The sequence below is a fragment of the Paenibacillus sp. Paensp111 genome (genome assembly GCF_059492195.1).
Genome location: NZ_CP168527.1, coordinates 3071852 through 3086837 on the forward strand (window position 1 = coordinate 3071852; position 14986 = coordinate 3086837).

Annotated in this window: 16 protein-coding genes and 1 other RNA gene; 6 read left to right on the top strand and 11 right to left on the bottom strand. The window is 48.1% G+C overall.

The features are described from left to right. Positions 1–26: 26 nt before the first annotated feature. On the bottom strand, positions 27–1313 hold the full coding sequence (locus ACEN86_RS14300) for a DNA polymerase IV (protein WP_495631279.1): 1287 nt from the start codon (positions 1311–1313) through the stop codon (positions 27–29). Positions 1314–1457: 144 nt separating this feature from the next. Here ACEN86_RS14300 and cimA point away from each other — a divergent pair, with 144 nt between their 5' ends. Continuing rightward, on the top strand, positions 1458–3074 hold the full coding sequence (gene cimA, locus ACEN86_RS14305; protein WP_495631280.1) for a citramalate synthase: 1617 nt from the start codon (positions 1458–1460) through the stop codon (positions 3072–3074). A gap of 103 nt (positions 3075–3177) precedes the next feature. Here cimA and ACEN86_RS14310 read toward each other — a convergent pair whose 3' ends face one another. Further along, complete coding sequence (locus ACEN86_RS14310; protein ID WP_495631281.1) at positions 3178–3753, bottom strand: TlpA family protein disulfide reductase; 576 nt, start codon at positions 3751–3753, stop codon at positions 3178–3180. 202 nt (positions 3754–3955) lie between these two features. Between ACEN86_RS14310 and ACEN86_RS14315 the strand changes: the two genes are divergently transcribed. Next, entirely contained in the window at positions 3956–4402 is a 447-nt protein-coding gene (locus ACEN86_RS14315; RefSeq protein ID WP_495631282.1) for a M67 family metallopeptidase, read from the top strand. Here the strand turns inward: ACEN86_RS14315 and ACEN86_RS14320 are convergent. Genes ACEN86_RS14320 through ACEN86_RS14330 form a run of 3 tightly spaced genes read right to left on the bottom strand, consistent with a single transcriptional unit; the run spans position 4388 to position 7664 of the window. After that, positions 4388–5122, bottom strand: coding sequence for an exonuclease domain-containing protein (locus ACEN86_RS14320; RefSeq protein WP_495631283.1), 735 nt, complete (start codon positions 5120–5122; stop codon positions 4388–4390). The two genes, ACEN86_RS14315 and ACEN86_RS14320, sit on opposite strands and share 15 nt — an antisense overlap. Then, positions 5119–6195 carry a DUF294 nucleotidyltransferase-like domain-containing protein gene (locus ACEN86_RS14325; RefSeq protein ID WP_495631284.1) on the bottom strand — a complete coding sequence of 359 codons (1077 nt, stop codon included), beginning with the start codon at positions 6193–6195 and terminating at the stop codon, positions 5119–5121. The genes ACEN86_RS14320 and ACEN86_RS14325 overlap by 4 nt, the downstream gene beginning before the upstream one ends. 32 nt (positions 6196–6227) lie before the next feature. Next, positions 6228–7664 (bottom strand): ammonium transporter, encoded by a 1437-nt coding sequence (locus tag ACEN86_RS14330; RefSeq protein WP_495631285.1) that lies wholly within the window; start codon positions 7662–7664, stop codon positions 6228–6230. Between the two features lie 320 nt (positions 7665–7984). Between ACEN86_RS14330 and ACEN86_RS14335 the strand changes: the two genes are divergently transcribed. Continuing rightward, a complete protein-coding gene (locus ACEN86_RS14335; protein WP_495631286.1) occupies positions 7985–8416 on the top strand; it encodes a MerR family transcriptional regulator in 432 nt (143 codons plus the stop codon). 23 nt (positions 8417–8439) lie between these two features. Beyond that, positions 8440–9120: a zinc metallopeptidase gene (locus ACEN86_RS14340; RefSeq protein WP_495631287.1), complete on the top strand. Its 681-nt coding sequence runs from the start codon at positions 8440–8442 to the stop codon at positions 9118–9120. A 58-nt stretch (positions 9121–9178) separates the two neighbouring features. Here ACEN86_RS14340 and gltC read toward each other — a convergent pair whose 3' ends face one another. Both gltC and ACEN86_RS14350 read right to left on the bottom strand, forming a co-directional pair. Beyond that, positions 9179–10075, bottom strand: a complete 897-nt coding sequence (gene gltC / locus ACEN86_RS14345) for a glutamate biosynthesis transcriptional regulator GltC (protein ID WP_495631288.1) — start codon at positions 10073–10075, stop codon at positions 9179–9181. Positions 10076–10137: 62 nt separating this feature from the next. After that, entirely contained in the window at positions 10138–10743 is a 606-nt protein-coding gene (locus ACEN86_RS14350; RefSeq protein ID WP_495631289.1) for a rhomboid family intramembrane serine protease, read from the bottom strand. A gap of 104 nt (positions 10744–10847) precedes the next feature. Here ACEN86_RS14350 and tpx point away from each other — a divergent pair, with 104 nt between their 5' ends. Then, complete coding sequence (gene tpx / locus ACEN86_RS14355) at positions 10848–11363, top strand: thiol peroxidase (RefSeq protein ID WP_495631290.1); 516 nt, start codon at positions 10848–10850, stop codon at positions 11361–11363. Between the two features lie 50 nt (positions 11364–11413). Here the strand turns inward: tpx and ACEN86_RS14360 are convergent, their stop codons facing one another. The 3 genes from ACEN86_RS14360 to ACEN86_RS14370 form a co-directional block, all read right to left on the bottom strand. Next, positions 11414–11809: a DUF1499 domain-containing protein gene (locus ACEN86_RS14360; protein ID WP_495631291.1), complete on the bottom strand. Its 396-nt coding sequence runs from the start codon at positions 11807–11809 to the stop codon at positions 11414–11416. 167 nt (positions 11810–11976) lie between these two features. Beyond that, positions 11977–12167: non-coding RNA, 6S RNA (gene ssrS / locus ACEN86_RS14365), on the bottom strand. 93 nt (positions 12168–12260) lie between these two features. After that, positions 12261–13037, bottom strand: a complete 777-nt coding sequence (locus tag ACEN86_RS14370) for a YesL family protein (protein ID WP_495631292.1) — start codon at positions 13035–13037, stop codon at positions 12261–12263. Between the two features lie 175 nt (positions 13038–13212). Between ACEN86_RS14370 and ACEN86_RS14375 the strand changes: the two genes are divergently transcribed. Beyond that, entirely contained in the window at positions 13213–13311 is a 99-nt protein-coding gene (locus ACEN86_RS14375) for a dihydroorotate dehydrogenase (RefSeq protein WP_127200862.1), read from the top strand. Between the two features lie 67 nt (positions 13312–13378). Here ACEN86_RS14375 and cshA read toward each other — a convergent pair whose 3' ends face one another. Further along, positions 13379–14983: a degradosome RNA helicase CshA gene (cshA, locus tag ACEN86_RS14380; RefSeq protein ID WP_495631293.1), complete on the bottom strand. Its 1605-nt coding sequence runs from the start codon at positions 14981–14983 to the stop codon at positions 13379–13381. Positions 14984–14986 lie beyond the last annotated feature (3 nt).

Genomic DNA, 14986 nt, shown 5'->3' on the forward strand with positions numbered 1-14986 from the left:
AGCGGGCAAACCACTGATAATCATTATCATCCTTCCCTTTCCCCACGCAGAAAATCCGTCTGCAGGGAGGTACCCCGAATCTTGTGATTCCGAATCAAGGTCGAAGGATCATCACCAAGCATGCCTGCAGTAAGTACGGCATTCTCTCCAAACTTGTCCCGCAGCATATCCATAGCCTTGGTCAGCTGTTCTTTCTTCGGCTGCTTCTCGTAATCAAACAGATCGAGTTGAAGCACAGACTCCTCTTTGGGCACAAGATTCTGAAGCGTAATTCCAAGAAGCCGCACAGGGCGATCTTCCCTCCAGTGCCGGCGGTACAATTTACATGCTTCCCGGTATATGTCATCCATATTCTCAGTTACCCTGTCCAAAGTTTGTGAGCGGGTAATCGTCTTCATGTCCGGAGTGCGGATCGTAATTTGGATAGTCTGTGCCATCATTTGCTGTCTTCGCAGCCGCCTAGCTACCTGATCAGCCAGATTCAGCATGACCCGGGAGACGTCCTCCATGCTGCTGATGTCTCTCGGAAGTGTGGTTGTATGGCCGACCGACTTATTCTTGCCCTGCTCTTCCTTGACTGGGGAATCATCGATCCCGTAAGCGGCCTGCTTCATCCAAAGCCCCATCACGCCGAATCTTTCGGATAGCACACGTTCATCTGTCCCGGCCAACTGGCCCAGCGTATAGATTCCCATCTTCTGAAGCTTCTCCGCTGTCTTCCTACCTATTCCGTACATTTCGCCGCACGGTCTGTCCCACAGCAGCTTTGGAACATCTCTAATCCGCACTACGGTAATGCCGTTTGGCTTCTTCATATCCGAGCCCATCTTGGCCAGCAGCTTATTTGGAGCAATACCAATCGAGCACGGAAGACCCAATTCCATCATGATTCTCTCCTGAATCTCCTTCGCGATCTCCAGCGGGGTACCAAACTGCTTCGAGCCCGTTATATCCAGGTAACACTCATCAATGGAGACGGCTTGAAGAAGAGGGGTGTATCCATAGGCGATATTCATGAAGGCTTTGGAATACTGACGGTACAAATGAAAATTGGGCGCTATTACAATCAAATCCTTACAAATTTTGAGCGCCTGGCTCACCAGCATGCCTGTTGAGATTCCAAGCTTACGGGCAGCATAGGAACAGGTCACAATGACACCTTTACGGAGCTCCACACTTCCCGCTACAGCCGTGGGCTTATTCTTATATTTGTCGGGCTCTTCGGCCTCATGGACCGAGCAATAGAAAGCGTTCATATCAATATGTAATATGACCCGGCCTTTAGCGGGATAGTAATCCTCCACGTTCCTCACCGGAATCCCTCATTTCAGAAAAAATAACGGTTTTATGCAAAAAATCCGAATCCGTGTTACATTTAAAAAAACACGTGATATAATATTTCATTATACCAAAATTAACGATACTTTTTCATGACTTTTAAAGGGGGACTCTCCACTATGTCAAAGGCCTTATCCATCTTCGACACGACCTTGCGCGACGGCACACAGGGCGAAGGAATCAGTTTGTCTGCGGACGACAAATTAAAGATCGCCACGAAGCTCGATCAGCTGGGTGTGCATTATATCGAAGGCGGCATTCCGGGGAGCAACAATAAAGATATCGAATTCTTCAAACGGGTCAAGAGCCTGGGTCTGAATGCCAAGATCGCTGCATTTGGCAGCACCCGCCGGAAAGACAGTATTGCAGAACAGGACGCGAACCTGAATCGCATCGTGGAGTCCGGTGTTCAGGCTGCCACACTCGTCGGCAAATCCTGGGATTTCCATGTCCATACAGCTCTCCAGACCTCGCTGGAAGAGAATCTCGCTATGATCTATGATTCGATCGCCTATTTGAAGCAGAAAGGGCTCGAGGTTATTTTCGATGCCGAGCATTTCTTCGACGGATATAAGAACAACCCGGAATACGCGCTGGCTGTCATGAAGAAGGCTGAAGAAGCCGGAGCTGACTGGCTCGTCATGTGCGACACGAACGGCGGTACCCTGCCGCATGAAGTCCACAGTATTGTATCCGTTCTCGCAGGACATGCTGCAAATTCTTCGCTGGGTATACATACCCACAATGACTGCGAATTGGCCGTAGCCAACTCGCTTAGTGCCGTTCAGGCAGGCGCACGGCAAATCCAAGGCACGATGAACGGATATGGCGAGCGATGCGGCAATGCGAATCTGTGCAGCATCATCCCGAATCTTCAGCTCAAGATGGGTTATGAGGTGCTCACGCCAGCCAAGTTGGCCCAGCTTACGAACACGGCCCGCTATGTCAGCGAGATTGCCAATGTGCATATGCCCAATAATCAGCCATACGTCGGAACCTCGGCCTTCGCCCACAAAGGCGGCATCCATGTATCGGCCATCCTTAGGGATTCCCGTACTTATGAGCATGTAGAGCCTGAGACGGTAGGGAACAAGCAGCGGGTTCTCGTGTCCGAGCTTGCCGGGCAGAGCAACATTTTGTCCAAAGCTCAAGATATGGGCATAGAATTTGATCCGAACAATGAGGACACCAAAGAAGTGATTAACCGGATCAAGAACCTTGAACATCAGGGTTACCAGTTCGAGGCGGCCGATGCTTCCCTTGAGCTGCTGCTCAGACAGGCGAACGGCGAGCTGACCGAATTGTTCGTCTTCGAGTCCTTCAAAATGCTGGTAGAGAAGACGGCCGGCAGACCCGTTGTATCAGAAGCATTTGTCAAAATCAACATCGGCGGCTCCAGCGTCTATACGGCTGCTGAAGGTAACGGACCTGTTAACGCACTGGACAACGCCCTGCGTAAAGCACTGGTCACTTACTTCCCGCGCCTGAACGAAATGCACCTGTCCGATTATAAAGTCCGTGTATTGGATGAAATGGATGCTACAGCTTCCAAGGTACGGGTTCTCATCGAATCGCGCGACCTCTCCTCCTCTTGGAATACGGTTGGCGTATCCGGGAACGTGATCGAAGCCAGCTGGGAAGCTCTTGTTGATAGTATTCGGTATGCTCTGCTTGGAGAGACCCAACTTGAGAACCAGGAAGTCTCTGCCCAAAGGGGCGGCCTGGTGAACCATTGATTTGAACTAAGCTATCCTATAAAATGTATAACTGACATCAAAGGCCCGACTGATCCTCACTCAGGAAAAGTCGGGCCTTATTTACAAATCACGATACATTTTATTACAGTTTAACCAAATTTTCTATTTTTTGTTCCAACTGCTCGGCAGACAATGTGCCGATGATAATATCCTGTATCACACCATTTCGGTCAATTAATACATTAGTCGGGAACGCAACCCCGTTGTATTTACGATAAGCAGCCTCCTTCTCATCGAGAAGCACAGGAAATGTCATCTTATATTGCTGGACAAACTGCTTCACTTTAGAAAGCTGATCGTACATGGTAACATTTACACTGTAGACATCCAGGCTTTGGCTGTACTTATCTGCCATCCTGACGATATCGGGCGCTTCTTCCTTGCATGGATCACACCATGAGGCCCAGAAGTTGACAAGCAGCGGCTTGTCCCGCTTTCCGCCTACTTGATAGGTCTTCCCGTCAAGACCGGTTAGGGTGAAGGAAGGAGCTTCCGCACCCGGCTTCAGACCGCTCTTGGCTAAGGCCGTCGCACTGAGTGAAGGCTGCGGCTTGTCTGAAGAGCCGAACCAGGACAGAACTCCGTTGTCTGTATTTTGATATAAAGCCACACCGAGAAGCAGAGCAATTCCCAGCAGGATTAATCCATTTCGTCTCATTGATCTCTTTCCTTTGCACTAGGGTAATTTTCTAATACATCCTTATTGTACCCTTAATGCGCCATTTGTTACAGATATTCTATAGATATATGGATGGAGCTAAAGATGGCCTGATCGATATTCCGGCGCAACCAGCGGTTGCCCGATTTCTAAGGTTCAACTCTTAAGTTCATTCCAGATAGAGTTAAAAGGAGCGAATACCATGCATCTTCAAGCCAGACAGCATTGCGTGATTACCCCTGAAGCACGCCGCTTATTGGTCACTCACTTATACCGAGTCTTTCCCGAAGAGGGCTGCGGAGCACTTCTTGGCTCTCAGACCGATGAGGGGTGGATCATTGATCATTTCCAGCCTATCCGCAATACCGCCAGTAATCCGCGGCACAAATTCAAACTGGATCCTACCGGCTGGATTACTTCCAGCTTCAACCCAAGGCTGGTTGGGATCTTCCATACTCACCCGACCTCCTCTCCGGAGCCTTCTCCGGAGGACTTGTTACAACTGCAGCTATTCGGGGAAATGGTCCCCCTGTATCTGATTGCCTCCAGAACAACAATTGACGGTGAACCGGACGCCCTCATTGGCGCTTACACCGTTCACCGTCAATCGAATGGATTATTCACTTTGGAACCCCTAACCCTTGCTTAGGAAAACATATAAATCACCTAAAGTTAACACTTTCTTATCTCTCAGCTGCCGGATAAGCGCCGCCCATAAGGCGGCGGTCATCTTGGAATCCTCCAGCGCATGATGGCGTACAGTGATCTTAATTCCGTAGGCACGTAACCAGTCATCGAGACTGGTAATACCCCGATCGGGCTCGAGCTTGCCTGCAACCATCATTGTATCCAGAACCCTGTGGCCCAGATGCGTCCTTGTCGTTCTCCACAGCGCATGGTCGAGGAACGACTTGTCATGAGCACTCCCGTGGGCGATAAGGACTCGGTCATCTATGAAAGACATGAAGTCATGAAGAGAGTCAACCAGCGGAGGAGCCTGATCAGACATTTCCTGGGTAATACCCGTCAGCTCTATAATCGATGGCGAAATCGGCTGAGTAGACCTGCTGAGCGCATGAAACGTCTGGCTAGTAATTCGGTCACCTTCCATTTTCACAGCTCCGAAAGATAATATCTCATCCCCGTAACGGGTATGGAAACCCGTGGTTTCAAGATCAAACACGGCCGTCTTCAGCTCAGTCAGCGGGATATGAAGAGTCTCGGGCCTCCGCTGCCCCTTGGTTAGAGATCTGATAAAAGCAATCTGCTGGGCACTGTGGGTTCCTGTCATGGAGGCAATAGACCCTGGGACTGTACGATTCTTCAGCGCATCCCAGAAACCTCCGTTTTTCTTCACAGGCTCTCTCATAGACCTTTCCTTTCCGAGAACCTCAGCTGTCTCTGCAGAGTTCTGTACAGCAGCTTTACCGTACCTAGGCTCTCTCTTAACTCCCTTAGAACATCTCTCTGCTTCATTAGCGAAGGACTCAAATAGGAACTGCCCTGAAGCATGCCTTCATATACCGAATACGAGGTGAGCGATCTTAACTTAAGCGTGGTATGGAAAGAGTGACGGCAGGCCTCTAGCCACTGGCCAGGAATTGCCTCCAGCTGAATTAATCGGCGCAGCCGCTCAATCGTGGATGTCTCTTGAATCCCATATTGAAGCGCAATACAGCGCAGTCCGTTCACCAGCGGCATATAGAGCCCATACTTGATATCAAAGCTCCCGGCATGCTCCCCAAATGGCTCGGTTATAACTTGCCCCAGAACGTTCAACCCTGCTTTATGTCTGACCGTCCCGCGCAGCAGCGCAGCGGACAGCCTGTCGCCGGGCTCCATTACTTCTTGAAACATACTCTTCCACTCATCCTCAAGACTGCTACTCCCTGCAATAAATCTCATATCCGAAGCAATGTTCAAATACCTTATTTGCTCCCATTGCAGCTCGTCACGCCAGCCTTGCAGCTGTTTCTTCCATCCGCCCAGGGTATGGCGCCAAAGCGGATTAGAGAGCATAACATTGCCCGGACAAGGCGGATATCCGACCTTCTCCAATATTTTAGATAAAGTCGCAGCAAAATACTTATAATAAATCTCGCTCCGCTCTCCCCCGCCTTCACCGATAATCAGCCCATTATCCTGATCACTCCAGAGCGTCTGTTCAGAGCGCCCACCGCTCCCGAATGCAACAAAAGCATAAGGGACTGGCGGTGCGCCAATTCCCTCGGCCTCCATTACCCGCTCCGCCAGATAGGCTGAACGAATCATCACTTCATCATGCAGCAGATTGACAGCACGGTTCCAATCGGGTGTAGGCAGGGTGCTAAAGCCCTCCAGTAGGCGGCTTTGTTCCTTGATTCTCTCTGCCCGCAATGTACGGGGGGAGGAAGCTGCACGTATGCCCGCATAGTTATTCCCATAGGCCAGCGCTTCTGACATCTGCCCCACTCCCTCTCCCTGATTAATATTTATTATTTAATTACACTAATGGATCCAAGATCAGATGTGCTGCGGGATACCGCAGGCTCTTTGCCCGCGCTTCCTGCAAGGACCTGCATTTGCTCAGGGTAACCATAAGAGCCATGCTCACTAATATCCAGACCCATCATCTCTTCTTCCTCAGTAACCCGAATGCCGATCAGCCATTTCATACCCGCGAGGATCAGGAATGAAGCCACGAGAACGAATGCGAAGGTTCCGGCTACACCCAATAGCTGAACTCCAAGCTGATCGAATCCACCTCCATAGAACAAGCCGGGTTTGCCTACTCCAGTCGCCGCTACCAGCTCAGGGGTAGCGAATAAGCCTGTGGATACCGCTCCCCAAACACCGGCGATACCGTGCACCGACACTGCAGAGATGGGGTCATCCAGACCTGCACGCTCCAGCCATTTTCCAGACAAGAACCCAATAATTCCAGCTACGGCACCAATCACTACTGCTGCCCATGCATCTACAAAAGCACAAGAGCCGGTGATGGCTACAAATGCTGCAAGCACACCATTAAGCATGCTTGGAATATCCGACTTGCCTGCAAAGACCCAAGAGATGAACAAGGCTGCAATGGCTCCTGCTGCTGCTGCGATATTGGTTGTAAGAGCTACATAGCCGAAGAATCCATTAGCCAGAGGTGTCAAAGCACTACCCGGGTTAAAACCGAACCAGCCAATCCAGATAATGATAACACCGAGTACCGTCAACACTTGGTTGTGACCTTGAATGACGTTAGGTTTGCCTTCTTTATTGTATTTCCCAAGACGCGGCTTAAGCAGAATCGTTGCAGCAAGCGCCGCCGTTGCACCGGTCAAATGCACGACTGTTGAACCGGCATAGTCCTGCATTCCCAAGCTTCCAAGCCATCCGCCGCCCCATACCCAGTGAGCCACGACCGGATAGATCAGAATCATGAACAAGGTTCCAAAAATAATATAAACACTTAATTTGGCGCGTTCCGCCATTCCTCCGCACGCTATGGCAAGGGAGACAGCTGCAAATGACAGCTGGAACAGGAACTTTACATTCAAAGAGACATCAGAGGCAGCCAGTGAGGCGAATGAACCAGCAGCGCTATCTCCACTGAACAAGAATCCGGTTGTTCCCCAGAAGCTGTTCCCGTTCCCGAACCCGAAAGCAAATCCTGCCGCCCAAAAAGCAATTACGGAGATCCCGAGAGTTAGTACAGTTTTGCCTGCAACGTGACCCGCATTCTTCATTCTTACAGAACCAGCCTCCAGCAGTGCAAAGCCGGCTTGCATGAAGAAGACAAGCAAAGCAGCCAAGAACACAAACATCGTATTAAGACCAATCTCCAGTACCGGGGCTGTTACTTCATCCGCTGCAAAAGCAGATACTGGAAATGCCATAATCATTACCGCTGCAATTAGACCTACGATCCACTTCCTCTTCATCGACGACCACTCCTTAATGTCATGTTATCTAACATGTTTTCGTTTATTAATGTGATTATAAAGCTAAGTATACAAAAAATACAATAGAATTTATGAAATTAGGTAAAAATAATTATAATATCTAACTACTTATGTTATTTATATGTTAGGTTTAGAGGTTTAGTAGCCTCTTTATGAAAGCGTAACGTTTGACTGTATACTTTTGAATCGTGTATTATACATTTATACGCGGATCGTTCATTCCACTAATTTTATTGTAGAAAGAACATCTATATAGAGGGATTGGATAAGAGTATTTAGGGAGTGATGATATTGGAGATATGAAGCTTTACCGAATAGGTGAATTGGCCAAACAGGCTAATGTGAGTGAGAGAACGATTGATTACTATACAAAGATCGGACTTATTACCCCGGAGTCCCGCACTCTTAAGAACTACCGTCTCTATAATCATGAAACTTTGGTACGGCTTGAACGTATTAACCAAATGAAACAGGAGAAATATACGTTGGAGGAAATACGGGCCAAGTTGGATCTGTGGAACCATATCAGCAGTGAAGAAGAGGTCACGGAGAAGCTAACTGCGCTGGAGATCCATATGCAGCAGCTGGAGCGTGAAGTCAAGGAGCTTGAGCCTATTATTTCTCAGCTCCAGCCTAATCAGATTAACCGCGCTTTTACTCATCTGATGCCTCAAAGCATGGCCTGTATAGAAGCCATCCGTATTCTGCTCAATCATGGGCCATTTACCTAATTTCACGGTTGGAGGAATGAACAATGTATTTTGACGGTATGTATATTCTAATTATTATTGCATTTATATTCTCCTTATGGGCTCAGTTCCGGGTATCCGGGACGTTCAAGAAGTGGGCCGAGGTTCCTAACTTACGCGGGATGACCGGACAAGAGGCAGCCAGACATATGCTCGATTCTAACGGACTATATGATGTACCCGTAGAACCGGTGCGGGGATCGCTTACAGACCACTATGATCCTATCGCAAGGGTCGTCCGCCTGTCTGAGCCCGTCTACTATGAAAGATCTATCTCCGCAGTATCCGTTGCCTGCCACGAGGTGGGTCATGCCATACAGCATAAAGTTCACTATCCGATGCTGGTTCTTCGCCACAAAATGTTCCCAGTCGTCAACTTCGCATCCGGATTCGCCCCGATCCTTCTCCTGGCGGGAATTATCTTCGGGTTCATGAATCTGGTCGGTCTAGGCATCATCTTCTTCTCAGCGGCAGTAGCTTTCCAGCTCGTCACCCTGCCTGTTGAATTCAATGCCAGCAACCGGGCACGCGAAGTTATGGTATCAGAGGGATATATTACAAATGAAGAAGAACGCGGTGTCGCGAAGGTCCTGAATGCTGCTGCACTGACTTATGTAGCTGCTGCACTTGTGGCTCTGCTTGAATTGATTCGTTACATTCTTATCTTCACCAGCAATCGCGATTAATCTTAGGAATACACAAAGAACCTCCCATCCGGGAGGTTCTTTTCTTGTGCCTTAGCACCTATTTGGAGGCCGACGCAAAATACTCAAGCAAAAATTTGCGGAATGACTGGGCCACAAGCGGCAGCTTGTCATCTGAACGATGGATGAGGCCAATGGTCCGCGTTACTCTCGGGTTCGAGATCCTGACTCTTGCAGGTTGAAGCAGGTTGGTCTGGAACAATGCCATCTCCGGCAAAAGGCTGACCCCCATCCCCGCCGCTACCAATCCGCGGATGGTATCGGTCTCTTCCCCCTCGAACGCGATCTTGGGTGAAAACCCCGCCTCCAGACAAGCCTGCCATACAATCGGCCTAAGTGAGTAGCCTTTGCTGAACAAGATGAACTTGTCATCCTTGAGCTGGCTCAAATGGATCGTCTCCTCCTGTGCCAGCGGATGACTTGGCGGGAGAATAGCTACCAGTTCCTCAGTTAAGACAAGATTACCCTCCACCTGGTCGTGGCTCTCCGGAAATGGCGAGATGAAGGCAAGATCAACCTCAGCCATAGTCACGTCCCGGATCAAAGACGGGAACATCCCCTGCTTGAATCTAAACTTCACATTCGGATAAATCTTGCGGAATTCAGCCACTATACTGGGAATTAAATGAATGCCCAGACTATGCGGGAAGCCAAGTCTGATCTCTCCATGCTCCGGATCCAGAAATTCATGGACCTCATTCACAGCAAGCTCCAGATCCTTGATAATCGCCTCTACCCTGCTGCAGAACAATTGCCCTACCGCAGTCAGGTGAACATTTCTCCCCTTTTGAATAAATAAATCTACACCCAGCTCCTGTTCAAGCTGATGAATTTGCCTGCTAACAGCAGACTGAGCAACGTGCAGCTCTTCCGCCGCCTTCGTAACATGCTCCTTCTGGGCTACTTTCACAAAGTACAGCAGTTGTCTTAACTCCACTTCCCTAACCTCTCCATTCTGCTCTTTACGCGATCCACTAAATAAGGTTAATCATAAAAATTTTAATTTGTGCGGCCCCTTGATAGCCGAATCAAAACACCATAGATGAAGAATCCCGTGATCAGCCCGCCCAGATGAGCCATCCAGTTGATGTTATCCACAATGACCGAGAAAACAAGCCCTACCATGAGAATAGCATAGAGCGTCTTGCGCGACGCATCATCCATGAACTGCCGCTGAAGCAATGCCACATATAGAAAACCTCCATATACCCCATAGATAGCGCCAGAAGCACCAACCGTAAGGATAGGCTCCATATGATAATTGTAATAGGCCATACTGAGCGCATTGGCAAGCAGGCCACTCCCCAAATAGAGCACAGCGTACCTCCAGGATCCGAGCAGCCTTTCCATTGGAGGGGCAAATACCACGAGCGCAAAGCTGTTGAACAGGATATGATCAAAGCCATCGTGCAGAAATATAGCAGTCAGATAACGCCACTTCTCATGCTCATATGTGACATCATTGGTAAGCGCTCCGAATCTAAGCAGATCATCCCCATTCAAGGTAACAAGAAGGAACATGATTATATTAATTAATAGAATCAAGGAAGTAACCGGATAATAGCGCAAATAACTCTTCAAGTTCTCATATCGGATGAAGATCAATTATATCACCCTTTTCCTATTTCATTTCCTAACATTGGACAAGCGCTTTTTAAAAAGATTATAATGTATTCTGGCATGTAAAACCAATTAAGGAGGAGATTTATTTGGCACAAGAACGTCAAACAGCCACATTCAAAGGCAATCCGATCACTTTGGTAGGTCCCGAGCTCAAAGTCGGCGATACAGCACCAGATTTCACCTTGAACAAGAACCTAGTGGAAACAGCTTCCCTGCAGGATTATGCTGGCAAAATCAAACTGATCAGTGTTGTCCCTTCACTTGATACAGGCGTATGCGACGCCCAGACTCGCCGCTTCAATCAGGAAGCTGACAGCTTGGGAGATAACGTTGTTATTCTTACCGTAAGTGCAGATCTCCCATTTGCTCAAGCCCGCTGGTGCGGTGCCTCAGGTATTGAGGGCGTAATCACATTGTCTGACTACAAAGACAATTCCTTCGGTAAAGCTTACGGCGTATTGATCAAAGAATTCGCAATCGACTATCGTGCTATCTTCGTGGTAGATGCTGACAACACTATTCGTTATGTTGAGTATCTGAACGAAATGACCGAGCATCCGGACTATGACAAAGCCCTGGCCGCTGTCAAGGAATTGATCTAAATAAAACGGGCACAAGGAGCTAATCCCTTGGCCCGTTTTTTTCTGCTCATTTATCCACCCGTTGTCTTGTATTTACTTAGCTTCTTATCCAGCACCTCGAATATTTGAATAATATTCCGGTAATTCGATCCGAGATCCCCCATCGACCCGCGTGAAGCGGAATAAATATCCACAGCAGCTCTCATCGGTCCCGTCTGGATGACAGATACGGTAATATCCATCATACGTCCGAATGGACTGCGCTTCTCTAACAGAATTTCCCCTACAGAAGGCACCTCGTGAAGCAGCTTGTACCCTGGAATCTTCTTAATGGTAGAGGATACTTCCTCCCATGCCTTTTCTTTGGATAATTGATAATAACGTGTCTTAAGTTCAGGCAGCTTGGCGCGGTCGCCGCTTCCTTCCTGGCTGCGCAGCAGTCCCGCCATCGTTCTCTTGAGTGACAATAGATTTCCTCCTTCAGTCCGTGCGGATCAAATCTGATATTTGTATACGCTCTCTATAGTTTAACATTGTTAGACAGCAAACAAAAGTCATTTGAGCACACTTGGAAAGACGCAAAAAAGCATCTCCATATTCATCACGAATACAGAGATGCTCACTTAGGATTGTTAGGAATCCCGCTTATGCCGTCCGATCACATTGTCTTAGAACCTGCATTGGCAGGTGGGTGACCTCAGTAGCGTTTTTGAAGTCCCCTAATCATATAGATAGGGCTTATCAGCTGCGCTGCAATATTGATCTCCCAAGACATCTTCATTGGTTCAAAACAAAGTATAACCGAAACGCACATCGCAGGATGTATTGTTATTATAGACGCTTACATCCGAAAAGTAAACTCATCCGGCAAGCAAAAACTCTGGTAATTTCCACCTGAGCGCAGAAGTCCTCATAAGGTTATTTATCGCTATTGACTTCCTCCGAGAGCAGTGGATCCGTCTCCTCATTCAGCGTATCTTGTTCGGCCTGCTGCTTCTCGGCCATTTGCTGCATTTTCGTAAAGGTACCGTAAAAATTGAAGAAGGCAACAAAAGCCATTAAGCTGCCAAATCCAAACAGGATCAGGAACGGGAATTTATAAGTAATCACGACTAAAGCTACCGCACAGATCAAGGTGGACAGCATACGAAGCGGACGTACCATCGTTAAAAGTATCGAGTTCTTGATAATCTGTTTGATCCCCATATGATAATGAGCAACCATGGAAAAGAAGTTAAACATAGAAATGAACAGAATAAACATAAAGATCAGCATCACAATACCGATTACCTTAGCGCCCGGGATCTGATTCATGTACACTTTATAATCCACAATCATAATCACGCACAGTAGCGTGTAGAATATGCCCCCGATAAGGCTTTGCTTATAGTTCTCTTTATACCCTCTGAAGAACGTACGCCACACCGACACATCCTCTTCCCCCATTACCCATTTGCGGGTAACCGCGAATAGCGCTGCCGTTGCCGGGAACAATGTAACCGGTGCCAATACCGCCATTAACCAATAGGTCAGTGTCTCGGGTTCATTAGGCATAGTCTGAAGCAGCAGTATTTTATTAACGACAACAAAAAAGAACGGGAATGAACATAACAGCCATAATAAATTACTTCCCGCAATTCGTGATATCCATTCTGTAATCTTATATAACCCACCCATTAGCCCTCTTGTATCCAAACCTTCTCCCCCTCAATAAGTACGAGTCTCTGTAATTATAACTATACTCTATCAGTAATCCTCATTCCAGCGCCTATTTCACACCAACTGGGTTAATGTCTTTATCATGACCAGGGTTTATGCCATATGATACCTTGTAAGCCTAAACTTTTTCATATCAAAGGAGGTACCGACCATGTCCCAAGTAGGTGGATACAGCAACATCTTTACTTCTACTGGAACAATTCTGGTATTGTTTATTCTGCTTGTTATTGTAAGCCGTACTTTTATTTAACCTCAAGGAACAAGAACTAAAGAAGACGAAGCGGTTAAGCCGCTTCGTCTTCTTGAATTGAAAAGGATTATTCGTTATCGCTGCGTGTCGAAGGACGACGTTCGCCGCCGGTAGAACGTGGCTTACGATCCGAAGAAGTACGGGAAGAATAGTCGCGTCCGCCTTCTCTGCTGCCGCTGCTATATCCGCCTTTGCCACTTCCGTAGCTGCTGCTTCCATAACTGCGATTACCGCCACCTTCACGGTTCCCACGGTAAGATCCTCCACCGCTTTGGCCACCGCTGCGATTGCCATAACCACCGGATGGCTTGCGTCCGTTGGAACGAATGTCCGGCTTGCGGCGTTTAACACGGATTGGCTCTTCCGGAGTCAATTCAATGTTACCAGATTCTTTCTTGTCTCCAGTTACAAGCTTGATCGCTGCGGACAGAAGATTCACAGAATCATACTGCTCAAGCAGCTGAATAGCGATACCTTTATACTCGTTCAACTCACCATTCTCAACAAGCTCGATCAAGCGTTCAGCAGTAATCCGTTGTTTGCCTTCAATCGCTTCAGCAATACTTGGAAGCGGCTTCTTGGTAATACGATGGCGAGTTACACGCTCGATAAAGTGCAAATGATCCAGCTCACGTGGTGTTACGAAGGAGTAAGCTGCACCTTCCTTACCTGCACGTCCTGTACGTCCAATACGGTGAACATAGCTTTCAGGATCCTGTGGAAGGTCAAAGTTAACTACGTGAGTCACACCGGATACATCCAGACCACGTGCAGCGACGTCTGTGGCTACCAGTACATCGATGCTGCCGTCACGGAATTTGCGCATTACGGTATCACGTTGATTCTGTGACAAGTCGCCATGAAGGCCATCTGCTGAGTATCCGCGTTTGGACAAAGCTTCTGCAAGCTCATCAACCCGGCGCTTCGTACGACCGAAGACAATAGCGAGCTCAGGAGATTCCATATCAAGCAGGCGAGTAAGAGCATCGAACTTCTGACGTTCATGCACTTCGATATAAGCCTGGTCAATAAGTGGCGCACTGACTTGTTTCGGGATCACGGATACATGTTCTGGATTCTTCAAGAATTGTTGAGCCAGCTTCTGGATATTCGTTGGCATAGTTGCAGAGAATAGCATTGTTTGGCGCTCTTCGGGGACAAGCTTCAGGATGGATTGAATATCATCCATAAAGCCCATATCGAGCATTTCGTCCGCTTCATCAAGAATGACTGTCTGTACGTCGTCCAGCTTGATAGTCTTGCGGTTAATGTGGTCAAGGAGACGACCCGGGGTTCCGATGATGATCTGTGGTTTCTTCTTCAAAGCGCGAATCTGGCGTACGATATCTTGGCCGCCGTAGATCGGAAGGGAACGAATGCCTTTGAAGCGGGAGAGCTTGCTGATCTCTTCAGCTACTTGAATGGCAAGTTCACGTGTTGGCGCCATGATCAAAGCAACGATTCGCTCTTCTTCTCTCTTGATCTTGTTGATTAGCGGGAGGCCGAAAGCAGCGGTCTTACCTGTACCGGTCTGCGCCTGTCCAATCAGGTCTCTTCCTTCCATTGCAAATGGAATGGACTTCGACTGAATCGGAGTTGCCTCTTCAAAGCCAAGCTCCGTAATTGCTTGTAAAACCTTTGGCTCTAGGCCGAATTCTGTAAATGTACTCAAATT

What these genes read in the sequence shown, in the direction of transcription:
- ACEN86_RS14320 (WP_495631283.1), bottom strand. Translation starts at nt 5,122, where the DNA reads ATGAGAGAGCCTGTGAAGAAAAACGGAGGTTTCTGGGATGCGCTGAAG.
- ACEN86_RS14335 (WP_495631286.1), top strand. Translation starts at nt 7,985, where the DNA reads ATGAAGCTTTACCGAATAGGTGAATTGGCCAAACAGGCTAATGTGAGT.
- ACEN86_RS14375 (WP_127200862.1), top strand. Translation starts at nt 13,213, where the DNA reads ATGTCCCAAGTAGGTGGATACAGCAACATCTTTACTTCTACTGGAACA.
- ACEN86_RS14330 (WP_495631285.1), bottom strand. Translation starts at nt 7,664, where the DNA reads ATGAAGAGGAAGTGGATCGTAGGTCTAATTGCAGCGGTAATGATTATG.
- ACEN86_RS14340 (WP_495631287.1), top strand. Translation starts at nt 8,440, where the DNA reads ATGTATTTTGACGGTATGTATATTCTAATTATTATTGCATTTATATTC.
- ACEN86_RS14315 (WP_495631282.1), top strand. Translation starts at nt 3,956, where the DNA reads ATGCATCTTCAAGCCAGACAGCATTGCGTGATTACCCCTGAAGCACGC.
- cimA (WP_495631280.1), top strand. Translation starts at nt 1,458, where the DNA reads ATGTCAAAGGCCTTATCCATCTTCGACACGACCTTGCGCGACGGCACA.
- ACEN86_RS14310 (WP_495631281.1), bottom strand. Translation starts at nt 3,753, where the DNA reads ATGAGACGAAATGGATTAATCCTGCTGGGAATTGCTCTGCTTCTCGGT.
- ACEN86_RS14325 (WP_495631284.1), bottom strand. Translation starts at nt 6,195, where the DNA reads ATGTCAGAAGCGCTGGCCTATGGGAATAACTATGCGGGCATACGTGCA.